Consider the following 16,662-nt stretch of genomic DNA (forward strand, 5'->3'; position numbering starts at 1 on the left):
GGTGGATTCCGGCGCCGTCCTCGCGAGCCGCTTCGTCGTCGAGCGGCGAGTTGCGGCCGGTGGGATGGGGACGGTCTACCGCGCGCACGACCGCCTCGACGACCGGCCGGTCGCCCTGAAGGTCCTCCAGAGCCGCGAGGCCTTCGACGTCGAGCGGTTCGAGCGCGAGTCGCAGATCCTCGCCGAGCTGAGCCACCCGGGCATCGTGCGGTACGTCGCGCACGGGCGGACCGGCGCCGGGGACCACTACCTCGCCATGGAGTGGCTGGAGGGGGAGGACCTGGCCGCGTGCCTCGCGCGCCGGCAGCTCGCGATCGCCGAGAGCCTGGCGGTGCTGCGCAGGACGGCGGACGCGCTCGCCTTCGCGCACTCCCGCGGGATCATCCACCGCGACGTCAAGCCGAGCAACATCTTCCTCGTCGCCGGCGACGTCGGCGAGCTCAAGCTGGTCGACTTCGGGATCGCGCGCCCCGACGGGGAGTCGCGGCGGCTCACCTACACGGGCGGGATCCTCGGGACGCCGGGGTACATCGCGCCCGAGCAGATCGAGAGCGGGAGCGCCCTCGACGCGCGCGCGGACGTCTTCTCGCTCGCGTGCGTCTTCTACGAGTGCGTCACGGGCCGCCCGGCCTTCGAGGGGGCGCACGTCATGGCGGCGCTCGCCAAGCTCCTGTTCCAGCAGACGCCCCGGCTGCGGGACGTCCGCGCGGACGTCCCGGAGCCGCTGGAGGTCCTCATCGACCGGATGATGGCCAAGAACCCCGAGGAGCGGCCGCGCGACTGCGGCGAGGTCGGGGCGCAGCTCGCGCAGATCGCGGACGCGCTCGACGCGTGGGCGACGCCGCGGCCCGCCACCCTGGCGTCGCAGCGCGACGCGACGATGCGCTCGGCGCGGCCGCCGGGCTTCCTCACGCGCAGCGAGCAGCGGCTCGTGTCCCTCGTGCTCGCCGGCGAGCCGGACGACGTCGAGATGAGCGTGGCGGCGGCCGGCGGCGTCCCGAGCGCCTCGGACGTCTCCAGCGTGCTGCAGGAGCTCTCGAACGAGGGCCCGGGGTCCGCGGTGCCGCGGTCGGAGGTGCGGGCCGCGGTGGAGCCCTACGGCGCCCACATCACGGAGATCTCGCGCGGGTCGCTGATCGCGATCCTCGCCGGCGCCGGGAGCGCGGTGGACCGGGCCGAGCGGGCGGCGCGCTGCGCGCTCGCGCTGCGGGCGCGGTTCCCGGGCATCCCGCTCGCCGTCGCGACGGGGCGCGGGGTGTCGTCGGCGAAACTCATCGAGGGCGACGTCATCGACCGGGGGGTGCGGGCGCTGCGGGCCGCGCAGGCGGGGGTCGTCCGGCTCGACGACGTGACCGCCAGCGTCGTGGGCGGCCGGCTCAAGATCGACACGGACGAGAAGGGGCCGTTCCTGGCGACCGAGACGGCGGCCGACGAGAGCATCCCCGTCCTCCTCGGCAAGCCGAGCCTCTGGGTCGGCCGCAGCCGCGAGCTGTCCATGCTGGAGGGCGTGTTCTCCGGGTGCGTGAGCGAGTCGCTGGCGAGCGCGGTGCTCGTGATCGGCCCGGCCGGGGCCGGAAAATCGCGGCTCCGGCTGGAGTTCCTCACCCGGGTGCGGCGCCAGTTCGGGACGGTGGAGATCCTGTCCGGACGGGCCGAGTCGGTGGCCGCGGGGTCGCCGTTCGGGCTCATCGCGGACGCGCTCCACAAGACCGCGGGGATGCGCGAGGGCGAGCCGGTCGAGGCGCGCCGGCGAAAGCTGAAGCGCCGGCTGGGGCGCCACCTGAGCGGCGACGCGCTGAACCGGATCGCGGCCTTCCTGGGCGAGCTGTCGCGCACGCCGTTCCCGGACGGCGAGACGAGCGGGCTGCGCGCGGCCCGCGAGAACGCGATGCTGATGGCCGACGCGACGCGCGCGGCGTGGGAGGACTGGCTCGCGGCCGAGTGCGCGGCCCAGCCGGTGCTGCTCGTGCTGGAGGACCTGCAGTGGGGCGACCCGGCGACCGTGCGCCTCATCGACCAGACGCTGCGGAACCTCAGGGATCTGCCGCTCATGCTGCTCGCGCTGGCCCGGCCGGAGGTGGGCAAGCAGTTCCCGGGCCTGTGGGCCGATCGCGAGGTGCAGACCATCAAGCTCGGGCCGCTCCCGTCCAAGGCCAGCGAGCGGATGGTGCGGAGCGCGCTCGGCGAGGAGACGCCCGCCGAGACCGTGGCCCGCGTCGTGGACCGGGCCGACGGCAATCCGTTCTACCTGGAAGAGCTGATCCGCGCGGTGGCGGACGGCAAGGGGGACGTGCTGCCCGACTCGGTGCTGGGGACGGTCGAGGCGCGGCTCGACGCCGAGGGGCACGAGGCGAAGCGCGTGCTGCGGGCGGCGAGCATCTTCGGCGACCGCTTCTCGAAGCTGGCGGTGGCGGCGCTGCTCGGCGGCGCCACGCGCGTGAAGGAGACCGAGACGTGGCTCGACGCGCTCGCGGCGCGCGAGCTCATCGCCCCGGCCCAGACGCCGGGGTGGCTGATCCCGACGGACTACGTGTTCCGCCACGCGATCGTGCGCGAGGCCGCGTACGCGATGCTGACCGAGCAGGACCGCACGCTCGGCCACAAGCTGGCCGGCGAGTGGCTCGAGCGCAGCGGGCACACCGACGCGATGGCGCTCGCGGAGCACTTCCGGCTCGGCGGCGAGCCGGCGCGCGCGGTGCGGTGGTACCGGAGGGCCGCCGAGCAGGCGATCGAGGCGAACGACCTGGCGAGCGCGCTCGCGCGCGCCGAGATGGGCATCCAGTGCGGGGCGACCGACGAGGAGCTCGGGCGGCTGCGGCTCGTGGAGGCCGAGGTCAGCCTGTGGCAGCAGGAGACGGCGCTCGCCGCGCAGCGCGGGACCGAGGCGGCGAGCCTCGTCCGGGTCGGCAGCTCGTCCTGGTTCCGCGCCATCGGGCAGGTGATCGTCGCCGAGGGGAAGCTCGGCCATTTCGACCGGGTCGAGGCGTGGGCGACGCGGGTGGCCGAGGCGCCGGGGGTGCTCAGCGCCCGGATCATGTGCCTGTGCGAGGGCGCGACGTACCTGATCTTCGGCGGCCGGTACGCGGCGGCCGACAAGCTGATCCGGATGCTCGACGCCGTCGCGGGCGAGCAGGCCGGGCTCGATCCGCAGGCGGCGGGGCTCTACCAGCAGGTGCGGGCGATCCGCGCGCAGACGAAGGGCGATATCGGGGCGGCGCTGAGCGGGCTCACGGCGGCGCTCGCGGCGTTCGAGCAGGCCGGCGACCGCCGGAACGCCTGCTCGATCCGCGAGAACCTGGGCTTCCTGTACGGCGAGCTCGGCGATTTCGAGGTGGCCGAGTCGGCGCTCCGGACGGCGCTCGCGGCGGCCCAGCGCATGGGCCTCGACGACCTGGAGACGGCAGCGCTCCAGAACCTCGGCTACGTCATCGCCCACCTGGGGCAGCTCGAGGAGGCGAAGCTCCTGGAGCAGCGGGCCGCGGCGGCGTTCCACCAGCAGGGCGACCGGCGGATGGAGGGCGTGACGCTGACGTACCTCGCGAAGATCCTGCTGCGGTCGGGCGATCCGGCGGCCGCGGAGCGCGAGGCGCGGGCGGCGGTCGAGGCGCTGACCGTGGCGCCGCCGCTCCGCGCCGCCGCGGTCGCGGTGCTCTCGCGCGCGCTGCTCGCGCAGGGCCGCGGGGAGGAGGCGCTGCCGGCCGCGCGCGAGGCGTTCGCGCAGCTCGAGGAGGCGGGGTCGCTCGAGGAGGGCGAGTCGCTGGTGCGGCTCGCCTACGCCGAGGCGCTCGCTGCCGCGGGGGCCGCGCGCGAGGCGGCCGAGGCGCTCGCCGCCGCGCGCGAGCACCTGCTCAGCCGCGCGGCGAAGATCAGCGACCCGAGCTTCCGCGAGCGGTTCCTGACGTGCGTGCCGGACAACGCGAGGACCCTGGCGCTCGCCGCCGGGTAGGCCGTCAGGGGGCGTCGCTCCGTTCCGCGCTCAGCCGGGCGGGCGCGCCGGACGCCTCGTAGACCTCCCCGTCCGCGACCGCCTGCGGCTCCGTCCGGGAGCGCAGGAGGCGGACGGCCTCGCGGTAGCCATCGACGGTCCCGGCGTCGACATACGCGCTCCCGGCGCGGACGCCGAGCGCCACGCCGCCGCGGGCGATGTACTCGTTGACGAGGGGGCCAATGTGCTCGTCTCGCCGGCGCCGCGCGCACCAGAGCTCGTGGAGCTCCTGGAGCACGGCGCCCGTCAGCTTGAAGGCGCCCCAGGTCCAGGCCGACACGGGGTCGCGGCGCTTCACCTGGATCTCGAGGACGCGCCCCTCGCCGTCGGTGACGACGGTGTCGTGGAGCTCCGGGCGTTCGACCGGGAAGAGGAGGAACGAGAGCGCCTGAGACGGGAGCGCCGAGAGCCCGTCTTCGGGGAACCAGAGGGCGTCCGGGAGGCCGACGATCACCAGATCTTCCGGCGGGATGAGCGGGAGCGCGCGGAAGACCGCGTCGCAGAGGCCGGCCGGCCGCGGCTGGACGGCGTACGACAGGCTCGCTGGCCCGAGCGCGGCGCCGTAGTAGTCGAGGATGTCGGACGCGCCCGGAGAGATGACGAAGCAGATCCTGGTCGCGCCCGCGCGCAGCACGCGATCGAGGAGGTGCTCGCTCAGCGCGCGGGGCCGCTCGACGCCCCGCTCGAGGCGGCTGCCGACCGGGAGCAGCTCTCTCGAGGCGGCGAGCGGCTGAGCTCCGCCATGCCTGCCGACGGCCGGTATGATCCCCCACAGGGTGGCGTGTGTCCCCCTCACGCCCTGGCCTCCTTCGGGGGTCGCTCGCCGCGCCCCGCGCGCGGCGCAGCGGAGCGGCCATGAGCGGCGGCGCGGCGCGAGATCACGAGCGCGCCGCTCGCGCCGCGCGCGCGGCGCCGGCGCGACGAGAGAATGGCCATGCCCATCTTCCCGTGGAAAGCCGGCTCGCTCGCGGGAATACCATGGAACGCGCGGTGAGCGAGTTGACATGCGGTGTGATGCGCGAGGCGCGCAGCGCGGCGCTGGCGGCAGCGCGCACGAGCGAGACCTCGATGAAATGCAGCGCGTCGCGCGCCATCGCCATTGCTGCCGAACAGGCCGGCGCTGACCCCGGCAATGCAGGTGCTCGCCGCTCGCCCCAGCGGGCGCCGGAGCCGCGGACGCATGCCAATTTCGTCAATGAATCTGGTCACTTATATGGTCCTCGCGCGTCGCGAGCGCCGCTTGCCTGCTGAATGGCCGATCCTGCTCTTCGCTCGCGTGAATTGGAGTTCAACATCGTACCTGCGGCTGTCCAGATCAAGTCGAGCACAGGATTCCATTTGTCAAGCCGAGCCAGGATTCTGGCCTGTCAAGACGTGCTGATCGCCTCGATTGTCAAGTGATCCAAGTCGAGTGCTTCCAGACCAGAACATGACGTTGGTTCATGCAGCAACGAAAACGATGTGGGCGAGTGCTGTCCTGTCCGGGAACTGGCGGGCTTTGGGGTGTGTCTCCCGGACATGCGCGTGCATGCGCGCATGGAGCGAGGTTGTACGGGATCACCTGAGAGGGGATCAGGCCCGGACGTATCGACGCAAGGCGCCGAGGTGCCGTGTCAGCGCTCTGTCAGGATCGGATCACGACTCCGCCGCGGGCGGGCGCACCAGGCCGGGAAGCGCCTACGAGGGCAGCGTCGCGTGGACCGAAGCGAGCTCTGCAGCGGTGTCGCGCCCGGCGATCGCGGCGGCGTGGCGGCGCAGCCGGTCGCCCATCACGTTCGGGATGCGCTCGGCGGCGAGGAGCGCGGCCGCGAGCGCGCTCCTCGCGGCGGCGAGCCGGCCGCGGCGCAGGGCGGTCACCGCGCGGATCTCGAGCACCTCGATGTGCTCCTGACCGACGGAGCTCTGGGCCGAGCGGTCCACGAGGGCGTCCCACGCGCCGTCGCCTCCGTCCCGCGTCGCCAGGTCGATCATGGCGCAGAGCACCTCCTCCGACGGGACCATCAGCGCGTCGGCGAGGCCCTCCGCGCGCGCCTGCTCCTGCATCTCGCGCATGCGCTCGAACAGCGCCCGGGCGTCGGCCTCCGCGCCGCAGTAGAAGAGGAACCGGGCCTTGAGGAGCAGGGCGACCGGCCGGCACGCCCCGCAGAACCGGTGCTGCTCGATCTCGAGCGCGCGATCGATGTGCGGCTTCGCCGCCGCGAGGTCGTCCATCAGGTAGAGGTACTCGCCGAGGTTGTACTCGCCGACCCGCTCGAGGCCGCTCTGGCCGAGCTCGCGCGCCAGCGAGAGCACCCGCTCGAGGTCGGCGATCATCCGCGCCTTGTCGCCGCGGCACGCCCAGAGGAGCGCGCGGTTGTTGGTCACGGAGCCGAGGTGGAGCGTGTCGTGGTGCGCTTCGCAGAGCGCGATCGCCCGGCCGAGCGCGCTCTCGGCGTCGTCGAGCCGGCCGAGCCCCTGGAGGACGAAGCCGAGCATGAGCAGCGAGATGACGAGCGTCTCGTAGCCGTCGCCGCCGAGCGAGGAGGCGGCGGCCGCCGCGCGCTCGAGCGCCGCGGCCGCCTCCTCCTCCCGGCTGAAGCGGTGGAGCGAGCGCCCGACGCCGAGCGAGAGCCGCGCGGCGAGCGCCGGCGACAGCGCGATCCCGGCGGCGAGCGCGCGCGCCTCCTCGACCCGCTCCTCGGAGCTCTTGAACTCGTCCATCCAGTCGAGCGCCGTGGCCTCGTCGAGGAGGATGTCGATCTGCGCCGGGACGTCGCCGCGCGCGCGAGCGATCGCCCGCGCGCTGGCGAAGTCGGCGAGCGCGTCGTGGTAGCGGCCCAGGCGGTAGCGCATGAGGCCGCGGCCCCGATGCGCGGCCGCGCGGTCAGGGCGCGCGCCGGCGGGCGGGCCAGCGGGCGGCGGGCCGGCGGGCGCGCTCGCGCCCGGATCCGTCGGCTCGCTCGGCTGCTCCAGCGCGCGGCTGTAGAACGTCTCGGCGTCGAGGTAGGCGTGCCGGGCGCGCGCGCGCTCGGCCAGCGCGAGGTAGGCGGCCTCGGCCACCTCGCCGAGGCCCGCCTGCGCCGCGTGGTACGCGAACGGCATGAGGCGCGCGTCCTTGTCGTGCGGCGCGGCGCCCTCGCCGCCCTCGTCGTCGGCGGCGTCGCGGTGCAGCTTGAAGGCCGCGAGGTGGACGCGCCGGCGGAGCAGCTCGGGCGCGCTCCTGGCCACGGCCTCGCGGACCAGCGCGTGGCGGAAGCCGATGCGCCCCCGCCGGCCCTGGACGAGGAGGCCGGCGGCGAGCAGGCGCTTCGCCGCGACCTCGGCGTCGAGCGGGAGGTCGTCGGCCTCGCCGTGCTCGTCGAGCCGGTGGAGCACGCCCGCCACCTCGGCGACGGTGACCTCGGGGCCGAGGAGCGCGACGAGGCGCGCGTGCGCCTGCAGCGCGGCCGGGAGCGCGTCGATCTCGCCGAGCGCAAGCCAGTCGAGGAGCGGCATGTCCGGGAGGCGATCGAGCTCGTCGGTGGCGAGGTACCAGGCGTCGCCCCGCGGGTGCCGGCGCACGATGCCCTCGCGCTTGAGGCCGCGCACGAGCTCGACGAGCAGGAGCGGGACGCCCTGCGCGCGCTCGACGAGGTGCGCGAGCGCGGGCTCGGGCACGTCCTCGGCGGGCAGGAGCAGCCGCCGGCAGAGGGCGATCGCGCTGTCCCGGTCGAGCGCCTCGAGGCGGTGGGTCTCCCGGCGCGCGGCGCGCTCGCCGAAGGAGGGGCAGGCGCGCTCGAAGGTCGGCCGCGCGAGGGCGCAGATGAAGAGTGGCGCCCGCGCCTCGGCGAGCGCCGCGTACTCGAGCGCGGCGAGCGCCGCGTCGTCCGCCTCGTGCGCGTCGTCGAGCACCACGAAGAGCGGCGCGCGCTGCGCCCGCCGGCGGAGCGCCTCGCCGGCGGCCACGGCGAGCGCGGCGCGGAGCGCGCCGGGCGCCGCGGAGAGCGCGCGGAGCTCCGGGTAGCGCTCGTCAGCCGGCGCGCCGTCGCTGATCCAGCCGAGCGCGAGCGCCACGGCCGCGCCGAGGCGCGCGTAGTGCGCCGCGCCGAGGCGGCGCCGGAGCAGCGCGCCGCCGCCGTCCGCCGGCGGGGAGGCCGGCAGCGCGAGCGCCTGCTGGAGGATCTCCCGGACGACGCGGTCGGCGCCGCCCGCGACCGGCTCGCCGGTCCGGAGCTCGATGACCCCGGCGCGCCTGTCGATCTCGCGCAGCCGCTGCACGAGGGCGCCGGCGAGGCGGCTCTTGCCCTGGCCGGCCACGCCGATGACGCTGGCGATGGTGGGCGTCGCGGTGGTCGCGGCGTTGCGCGCGCCCGCGACGAGCGCGTCGAGGACGTCGCTCCGGCCGAAGAACGGCTGCGAGGTCGTGTCGACCAGGGTGTCGCCGTCGGCCAGGGCGGAGGTCGACGCGGGCTGGACAGAGGCCGGCCCGGGCGGGGGGAGCGACTCGACCTGGGGCGGGGCGCCGTCGCCGAGCGCCGCCGCGGCGGCCGGCGACAGGGTGATCCCCGCGGCGCCGCCCGGCGCGGCGCGATCGCGCCGGTGGAAGAGCGGGCTCAGGAAGCGCCGCGTGCCGTCCGGCCGCGTCTGGACCGACACGGACGCGAGGTCGAGCAGGCCGCGGGAGAGGGCGCGCTGCTGCTCGAGCTCGCGGGCGGCGTGCATCGCGCGGCGCAGCGGGCTCGCGCCGTCCTCGTGATCGAAGACGGCGACGAAGCGGCTGCCCGCGGCGTGCGCGAGCTGGCCGCCGAGCGCGCTGAGCCGCCGCTGGAGGCCCACGACGTCGAGCGCGGACTCGAAGAAGAGGAGCGCGACGGCGCGCCGCCCGACGCCGCGGGCGCCCGGCGGCGGCGGCTCCGCGGCGGGGCTGGGGCGCGAGGGGCGGCGGTCCTGGGCGCGCTCGAAGCCCTCGAGGGCGGCGCAGAGCGCCGCGGCGCTCTCGAAGCGCTGGCCGGGGTCCTTGGCGAGGCACCGGAGCACGATCTGCTCGAGCGAGCGCGCGATCGGCGCGAGCGACGACGGGCGCGGGGGGCGGCGGCTGAGGTGGTCCTGCCGCACGAGGGCGGGCGGACCCCAGAACGGCGGCCTGCCGGTGAGCAGCTCGAACAGCACGACGCCGAGCGCGTAGACGTCCGCGCGCGCGTCGACGTCGCCGCGGCCGTCGCACTGCTCGGGCGCCATGTACTCGGCGGTGCCTGGCGCGTCGTGCTCGGCGGTGAGGTCGAGCCGCTGCCCGCGGCGGTCCGCCGCGAGGCCGAGATCGATGATGGTGGCGCGGTGCGCGGCGCCCTCGGCGCCGGGCGGCGCGCAGGAGGCGAAGATGTTCTCCGGCTTGACGTCGCGGTGCACGTAGCCGCGCGCGTGGATCTCCTCGAGGGCCCGGAGCGCGGCGCGCGCGAGGGCGCACGCCTCGCGCGGGGGCACGGGGCAGGCGACGCCGGTCGCGACGAGGCGGTCGGCGAGCGTCGGGGCGTCGAGGTACTCCATGACGAAGTACGGCAGGCCGGAGCCGAGCTGGCCGCAGGCGTAGATGGCGGGCACGTGGGGCGGCCCGATGTCGTGGAGGGCCCGCATCTCCTCGACGAGGCGCACGCTCGCGTCCGCCCGGTCGGCGCGCGCGACCTTGATCGCCACGGTCCGCCCGCCCTCCTCCGGCTCGGCCGCGAACACGGCCCCGAACCCGCCGACGCCGGCGAGCCGGGCGCCGCGGTACCCCGCGATGCTGGGCGGCGCGGCCGCGTCGAGCCAGCCGGCGCCGCTGTCGTCCGTGCCTTCCGGCGCGCGCAGCTCCGGGCTCGACGGCCGCACCACGGGGCCGTGTTGCGGGCACCCCGGGTCCGCGTGCGCGACCCGCCTGCCGCAGTCCCTGCACCGCGCGGGGGGCGCCCCGGCGCGGGCCGCGCTCCCGCCTCGACGAGCATCGGACAACATGGGCGCCTCAGGGCAGGAACGTCGTGATCACGGCGAGCGACGGCTCGCCCAGCCCATCGGTGCACATCGGGCGATGGCCGCCGGCGGCGCTCGACGCGGCGCACGCGTGATCGCATGAGCCCACGATGTGGATGTTCGGGCACTCCCGGGCGTCGCCCTCGGGCTCGAGGAGCCCTGTCGCACAGTCCCTTCCGAGGGCCCGAGAGTTCTCGACATTGGGCTCTTTGTAGCAGGCATAGAGTCGGGGAGGGCTCGTGAACAGGTTGCCCCAGAACGCGCCTTCTTCCTGCGAAAAGGACTCGACCTCGCTCCTGTCCGGATACCTGAGGGCCGGGTGCGCCGCGCGCGACGAGATCATCACCGACACGCCGGCGCGGTTGGCGCGCGACGCCACGCAGGCAGAGACCCACAGCCGCCGGGACACGCTCAGCGGCTCGTCGCTCCAGCTCGGGGCGAGCCCGAGGTACCCCTGGTAGCTCTCCTCGTGCAGCTCGTCGTCCTCGTCGCGCCACGAGAAGCGGAACGACTGCGACGCGCTCAGCGCGCAGCTGACGACGTATTGGAGGAGCTGCCGCGACGTCGCGCCGGGCTCCCCGGGCTCGGTGATGGCGCGCAGGGCGCCCGCCGACATGCTGCTCGCCTGGAGTCTGTTCGGGGCGAGGGCGCTCGGGTTGAGGGCGTTCGGGTTGAGGGCGTTCGGGTTGAGGGCGTTCGGGTTGAGGGCGTTGTGATTCAGGAGCGCACTTGAGACTGCCTCGACCGACCCCGACTCCATCGGAAATCCGTCGCCGCCACCGCAGCAGGGCAATGAGACAATCAGAAACGTCCATAGGTAATGTGAGCGGACTCGCCCTGTCATTTGTCCCCCCTATTCTGCCGGCAGATGGAATACGCTACCGCCTGGATAACGATGGATTTACTGTACCACCAGGGGAAGCGACGTGTAGTGGCAACATGACCGTTCCGCGCTGGGAAAAACGTCGATCGGGCGAGGCCTTATGCGCATCGGGGGGTTTATGACGTTGGATGGACTGGCGACGCGTAGTGATGAAACGCGGGCATTTTCCCTGGAGGAGAGGTCGTTCTCCAGAGGAGAGCTGCCGTGCGGCGCGCGTGCGGGCGACTACAGTGTTGTTTCCCCCATCGCCCGGGGCGGATGTGGTGCTGTGTATGAAGCAAAGCAGATCCGGACCGGCGCGCGTGTGGCGATGAAGGTGCTCCACGGCACGCTCGCCGCCTCGCCGAAGATGGTGAAGCGCTTCCTGCGCGAGATCGAGGTGGTGCGGCGGCTCGATCACCCGGGGATCGTCCGGATCCACGACGTCGGCGAGCTCGCGGACGGCAGGCCGTTCTACGTGATGGAGCACCTCGACGGCGTGACGCTCGACGTGCTGCTCCAGCAGGAGGGGAGGCTCTCGCCGGAGCAGGCGCTCGAGCTGATCGAGCCGGTCTGCGCGGCGCTCGACGCGGCGCACGCCGCGGGGATCATCCATCGCGACGTGAAGGGCAGCAACATCTTCGTCTCGCGGGGCGCGGCGCGGACGGTGAAGCTCCTCGACTTCGGGATCGCCAAGCTGATGGAGCCCGACGAGGGCCCGACGGGCTTCACCACGGCCGGCAGGGCGCCCGGAACGCTCACGATCATGGCGCCCGAGCAGATCCTCGGCGGGCCCATCGACGCTCGCGTCGACGTCTATGCGCTGGGCGTCCTGCTGCACCGGCTGCTCACGGGCAAGCTGCCGTTCTACTCGACGGACCCGACCGAGCTGCTCCGGCAGCACCTGGAGGAGCCGGCGCCGCGCCCGAGCCGGCGGACGCCGCTGCCGGCCGCGCTCGACGCGATCGTGCTGCGCTGCCTGGAAAAGCAGCCGGATCTCCGCTTTCCCTCGGTGAAGAGCCTCCTCTGCACGCTGCGCGAGGCGGTGGGCGAGCCGTCGTCCGGGCGGAGCAGCCTGCCCGAGGTCGTGGCCGACGCGATCGCGGTCCACGTCGACCTCCGGGCGCGCACCGAGGCGGACGATCTCGACGACGTGCTCGCCGACGAGCTCGGCCTCGCGCTCGACCTCGCGGAGGAGCGCCTCCGGGACGCGGGGCTCACGCTCGTGTCCATGACCGGCAGCGAGATCCTCGCCGTGCGCCTGCTCTCCTGCGACCCCGACGAGGCGCTGCGCCAGCGCACGGGGGTGATCGAGATCGCCTCGGCGCTCCGCGACGAGATCGCGCTGAGGAGCCGCGCGGACGGGCGCGTGCACGCGAACCTGTGCCTGCACGCCGGGCAGGTCGTGGTGCGCTCGGTCCTGCACCCGGAGATCATCGGCGGCGATCTGGCGCGGGTCGGCGCGTGGGCGCCGGCCGACGAGGTGCACGGGCTCTGCGCGACGGAGGAGGCGGTGAGGGGCGTCGACGGACTCGAGCTCTCGGCGGGGCCGCGTGGTCTCTTGCTGATCGGGGAGCGATCATCGCAGTGCTCGTCGCCCGCGCCGACCCTGCGGAGCGGCGTGAGCTGAGGCGCGGCGCCGGGGTCGCGCGCCGGCACGGCGGCTCCTCAGCGGCTGTCATGTCAGGTGAGCGACGGGCGCGCGCTCAGCGTGTTTCCCCTGTCGGACTCGGGAGCTCCCGGAGTCATTATGACGACGCAAAAAGACAGAGGAGACGATTGCCGCTGGGCGGTGGATGCCATTATAACGGTCGCCCGCGGTCGCCGGCCCGCGGCTGGCCGCTCCGGAAAGCTCTCATGTCCATGCGCATCCAGCAAGCTATCCAGACCCTCCTCGATTCCGCCCCTCTCCTCCGCGACGCATCGATGAGCGGCAACGTCCGGGTGCTCGCGTCGCTGCTCGGCCCCGCCTTTCGCGGCTTCGTCCAGCGGCGCGGCAAGGGGGTGCGCTCGACCGATATCTCTGTTGGATACGAGGCCAGCTTTAACTGGAGTTACGGACGGGACGACCCAGACATGGCCAAGCTCTACCACCTGGCCAAGACGTCCCAGTGGAACGCGACCACCGACCTCGACTGGTCCCGGAGCGTCGACTGGCTCGATCCGACAATGCCGCTCTTGCCCGACAGCTGGATGCCGCCGTCCAGGCTACCCCTCTGGCGCCGGCTCTCCGAGCGGGAGCGGGCGACGCAGCGCCACGGCCTCCTCTCCTGGATGCTGAGCCAGTTCCTGCACGGCGAGCAGGGCGCGCTGTTCGCCGCGTCGCAGGTCACCGAGTCCGTGCCCTCGCTCGACGCGAAGCTCTACGGCAGCACGCAGGTCGCGGACGAGGGGCGCCACGTCGAGGTGTTCCACGCCTACCTCACGCAGAAGCTCGAGAAGCTCTACGACATCAACGACAACCTGTATGTCGTCATCGATGCGATCATGAGCGACAGCCGGTGGGACATGAAGTTCCTGGGCATGCAGATCATGATCGAGGGCCTGGCCCTCGGCGCGTTCAGCTCGATTCGACAGGTGACGACCGAGCCGCTCCTCAAGGACGTCCTGCGATCGGTGATCACCGACGAGGCGCGCCACGTGCACTATGGAGTCCTCGCGCTGAGCAGGTTCTACCGCGAGGGCATGGGCGAGCGGGCGCGCAGGGAGCGCGAGGACTGGGCGTTCGAGCTGTCGCTGCTGCTGCGCAACCGGTTCCTGGCGCACGAGTTCTACGACGAGTTCTACGCCCACCGCATGACGCGCTGCGAGTGGGACCAGCTCATGCTGGCCAGCGACCTGATGGGGTTCTTCCGCCGCACGATGTTCAAGCGGATCGTGCCGAACCTGAAGCGGATCGGCCTGCTCTCGGGGCGGATCCGGCCGCGCTACGCGGCGCTCGGCCTGCTCGAGTACGAGCACGGGCGATCCGCGAGCGAGCTGACGGCCAAGGAGCTCCTCGACGACGCCTGATGCCGAGGGCCGAGGCGCCGGGCGCTGCTCGGAGGCACAAAATGAAAGAGGGCGACACCTCCGGAGAGGCGTCGCCCAAAGCACTCCGCAGCGCGCGCTTCACCCAGGAAGCGACGCGCCGCGCAGGTGGCTCACTTGGCGGCAGCCGGGTCGGCCGGGGCCGCCGGAGCCGCCGGGTCGGCCGGCGCCGAGGGCGCCGACTCCGGCGTCGCCGCCGGGGCCGTGTCCGTCGGGGCCGCCGCCGGGTCGGTCGCCGCCGGGGTCGCCGACGGGTCGGACGCCGCCGGGGCGCTGCCGCCGCACGCGACGGCGAGGGACGAGACCGACACGGCGACGAGCGCAAGAACGAGCTTGTTCATGGGAAATCCTCCGAAAAAGAGGGCGGCGAGGCCGCCCCCAACCAGCAGACGTATGAGCCGCGCGTCGAATCCGGCGGCCACCCACCCAGACGCCGCGGGTCGACAGAACGGCTCACAGTTTTTTCGATGAGCCGCCCGGGCCCCACCAGGCGTCTAGAAAACTGTGGGAAGCTCGGGGCCCTCCTGACTCCGCTCTGGACAGGAGCTCAGGGCGCGGCGCCCCGGCACGGCCGAGGGGCCGCCTCCCGCAAGGGCGTCGCGACACGGTCATCCGCTCCTTTCAGGTTACGAACCCATGGCTCTGAGACCTCAGCGAGGGCGCCTGCGCCTTGTCGAACCCGTCGTCCCGGCCGCCCCGGTCGTGGAGGCCCAGGACGACGCGGGCGAGGTCGGCTCCGCCTTCGCCCCGGAGGAGCGCGGCAGCCCGGATGTCCGGCCCGGGGGCGCGCGCGGGGGCAACGTCGGCGACAGGCGGCGCTCCGTCGCGACCGGACCGGCGGAGCGCGGGGCGGGCCTTACGGAGCTGCCGGACGCGCAGCTCGTGATCCTCGGCGCCCGCGGGGACGTGAGGGCGCTCGAGCAGCTCTACCGGCGGCACGCGGCCTTCGCCATCCACCTGGCGACGCGCATTGAGGGCTCGGCGCGCGACGTGGAGGACATCGTGCACGACGCGTTCCTCCGCGCCTTCGAGCGTCTCGGCGACCTCGTGGATCCCGCCGCCTTCCGGGCCTGGCTCGGCTCGATCGTCGTGCACAAGGTCCGCTCGCGGATGCGGCGCGCGCGGCTGCTCGGCCTGCTCGGGATGGGCAAGTCGAGCGAGCCGGTCGATCTCGATGCCCTCGCGAGCCCGGCGGCCTCGCCCCACATGCGCGCGCAGATCGCGCAGATCTACGCCCTGCTCCAGACGCTGCCGGCCGACGACCGGATCGCGTGGATCCTCCGCTCGGTGGAGGGGCACGACCTGGAGACCGTCGCGCAGATGACCGACTGCTCGCTGGCCACGGTCAAGCGTCGGATTTCACGGGCGCAACACTTCCTCGACGGACATTTTGTGGACTCCACCAACAACGAGGCGTCATCATGAGCCGGCGAGGGCTACCCCGGATCGCTCCGGCAGATCTGCGCGACCACGCGACCGAGGAGCGGATCGCGCGCGTCTGGGACCGTATCGAGCACGACCTTCACGCGCGCGAGCCGTCGCCGCGGCGCCGCGCGAGCGCGACCGCGATGCTCGCGGCGGCGACGTTCGCCGCGTTCGCGGGAGGCCTGTGGCTCGGCAAGTCGATCGGGAGCGGGGAGCCGGCCGCGCCGGCGCCCACGGCGGTCGCGCCGGCCGACGACCTGCCGTCGCTCGTCGACGTGTTCGCCGCGGGCACGCAGGAGCGCACCTTCCAGCTGCCGGGCGGCGGCACGATCTCGCTCACGCCGGGGACGACCGTCGAGGTCGAGCAGGCGGGCGGCGGCGCGCTGACGCTGCGGCTCGTGCAGGGCGAGGCGTCGCTCGACACCGTGAGCGGGCCGCGCACGGCGGCGCTCGCGCTCGTCGCGGGGGAGGCGCGGCTCGCGATGGCGTCGGGCAGCGTGCTGCGCGTGAAGCACAACGTCGATGACATCGACGTCGACGTCGCCGACGGCTCGGTCAAGCTCACGTCGCCGGCCGGCTCGCGGGAGCTCGGGCGCGGCGACGCCGAGGAGGGGGTGCCGATCCGGCAGCGCACGGCGGTGGTGGCGCCGCCGGAGCCGCGGCGCCCGCGCGCCGCGTCGGTGCCGCGCTCGCCCGTGGAGGACGCGCCGGTCGAGTCGCCGGTGGCCGCGCCGCCGCCGCCGGACTGGCGCGCGCGGTACAACGCGGGCAACGTCGCCGAGGCGCTGCAGAGCCTGCAGCAGCAGAGCGGCGGCGTCGACGGGGCGATCGCCTCGGCCAAGACGGCGCGGGAGCTGATGGACCTCAGCGACCTCCTGCGCGCCAAGGGCGGCGACCGCGCCGCCGCGATGCGCGCCTTCGCGCGCGTCGTCGAGGGCTTCCCGAGCGACGCGAACGCGCCGATCGCGGCGTACAAGCTCGGCGACATGTACGCCAGCATGGGCGAGCAGGCGCTGGCGGCCAGATATTACGAGCAGGCGCGCTCGCTGTCGCCCGAGGGCAACCTCGCGGAGGACTCGTTCTGCAAGCGCATCCGCGCCGAGGTGGTCGCCGGGCACAAGGAAGAGGCGTCGCAGATGGCCAAGGAGTACGTGGCCAAGTACCCGGACGGCCGGTGCGAGGACGTCCAGCGGATCGTCTCCGGCGAGGAGGCGTCCGCGGAGGGGGAGGAAGAGGCCGCGCCGCCCCAGCCTCCTCCGGCGGCCCCCGACGCGAGCCCCACGCCCTGATCCGCCGGCGCACGCCCACGCCGGCGCGGCGCTGGCGCCTCACCCCGTGCGAGCGCTCACGACTGCCCACGATCGCTGTCACGGCAGAAAACTCGAGCGTCCTTGTGGGC

10 protein-coding genes are annotated in these 16,662 nt (G+C 74.0%); 6 read left to right on the forward strand and 4 right to left on the reverse strand.

The genetic code is table 11. The features are described 5' to 3' along the window. Position 1 precedes the first annotated feature (1 nt). A complete protein-coding gene (locus tag WME85_RS51020) occupies positions 2-3,946 on the forward strand; it encodes a serine/threonine-protein kinase (RefSeq protein WP_437832833.1) in 3,945 nt (1,314 codons plus the stop codon). A 4-nt stretch (positions 3,947-3,950) separates the two neighbouring features. On the opposite strand, the gene WME85_RS51025 is transcribed toward WME85_RS51020, so the two are convergent. Further along, positions 3,951-4,760: a sugar phosphate nucleotidyltransferase gene (locus WME85_RS51025; protein WP_437842594.1), complete on the reverse strand. Its 810-nt coding sequence runs from the start codon at positions 4,758-4,760 to the stop codon at positions 3,951-3,953. Positions 4,761-4,840: 80 nt separating this feature from the next. On the opposite strand from WME85_RS51025, the gene WME85_RS51030 reads away from it, so the two are divergent. Further along, a complete protein-coding gene (locus WME85_RS51030) occupies positions 4,841-5,236 on the forward strand; it encodes a hypothetical protein (protein ID WP_437832834.1) in 396 nt (131 codons plus the stop codon). A 426-nt stretch (positions 5,237-5,662) separates the two neighbouring features. On the opposite strand, the gene WME85_RS51035 is transcribed toward WME85_RS51030, so the two are convergent. Together WME85_RS51035 and WME85_RS51040 are read right to left on the reverse strand one after the other, a co-directional pair. Further along, entirely contained in the window at positions 5,663-9,931 is a 4,269-nt protein-coding gene (locus tag WME85_RS51035; protein ID WP_437832835.1) for a protein kinase domain-containing protein, read from the reverse strand. A 7-nt stretch (positions 9,932-9,938) separates the two neighbouring features. Further along, on the reverse strand, positions 9,939-10,706 hold the full coding sequence (locus WME85_RS51040) for a hypothetical protein (RefSeq protein WP_437832836.1): 768 nt from the start codon (positions 10,704-10,706) through the stop codon (positions 9,939-9,941). A gap of 241 nt (positions 10,707-10,947) precedes the next feature. Between WME85_RS51040 and WME85_RS51045 the strand changes: the two genes are divergently transcribed. Both WME85_RS51045 and WME85_RS51050 read left to right on the forward strand, forming a co-directional pair. Beyond that, positions 10,948-12,438 (forward strand): serine/threonine-protein kinase, encoded by a 1,491-nt coding sequence (locus WME85_RS51045; RefSeq protein ID WP_437832837.1) that lies wholly within the window; start codon positions 10,948-10,950, stop codon positions 12,436-12,438. Positions 12,439-12,665: 227 nt separating this feature from the next. Next, the gene (locus WME85_RS51050; protein WP_437832838.1) at positions 12,666-13,820 is read left to right on the forward strand and encodes a ferritin-like domain-containing protein; all 1,155 of its coding nucleotides are present in this window, start codon (positions 12,666-12,668) and stop codon (positions 13,818-13,820) included. Between the two features lie 131 nt (positions 13,821-13,951). On the opposite strand, the gene WME85_RS51055 is transcribed toward WME85_RS51050, so the two are convergent. Next, entirely contained in the window at positions 13,952-14,179 is a 228-nt protein-coding gene (locus tag WME85_RS51055; RefSeq protein ID WP_437832840.1) for a hypothetical protein, read from the reverse strand. Between the two features lie 295 nt (positions 14,180-14,474). Between WME85_RS51055 and WME85_RS51060 the strand changes: the two genes are divergently transcribed. Together WME85_RS51060 and WME85_RS51065 are read left to right on the forward strand one after the other, a co-directional pair. Beyond that, positions 14,475-15,263 (forward strand): RNA polymerase sigma factor, encoded by a 789-nt coding sequence (locus WME85_RS51060; protein ID WP_437832842.1) that lies wholly within the window; start codon positions 14,475-14,477, stop codon positions 15,261-15,263. After that, positions 15,260-16,552 (forward strand): tetratricopeptide repeat protein, encoded by a 1,293-nt coding sequence (locus tag WME85_RS51065; RefSeq protein ID WP_437832843.1) that lies wholly within the window; start codon positions 15,260-15,262, stop codon positions 16,550-16,552. The genes WME85_RS51060 and WME85_RS51065 overlap by 4 nt, the downstream gene beginning before the upstream one ends. Positions 16,553-16,662 lie beyond the last annotated feature (110 nt).

Origin of the sequence: Sorangium sp. So ce1153, assembly GCF_051521595.1 — a bacterium.
In the GTDB taxonomy this organism is placed as follows: Bacteria; Myxococcota_A; Polyangia; order Polyangiales; family Polyangiaceae; genus Sorangium.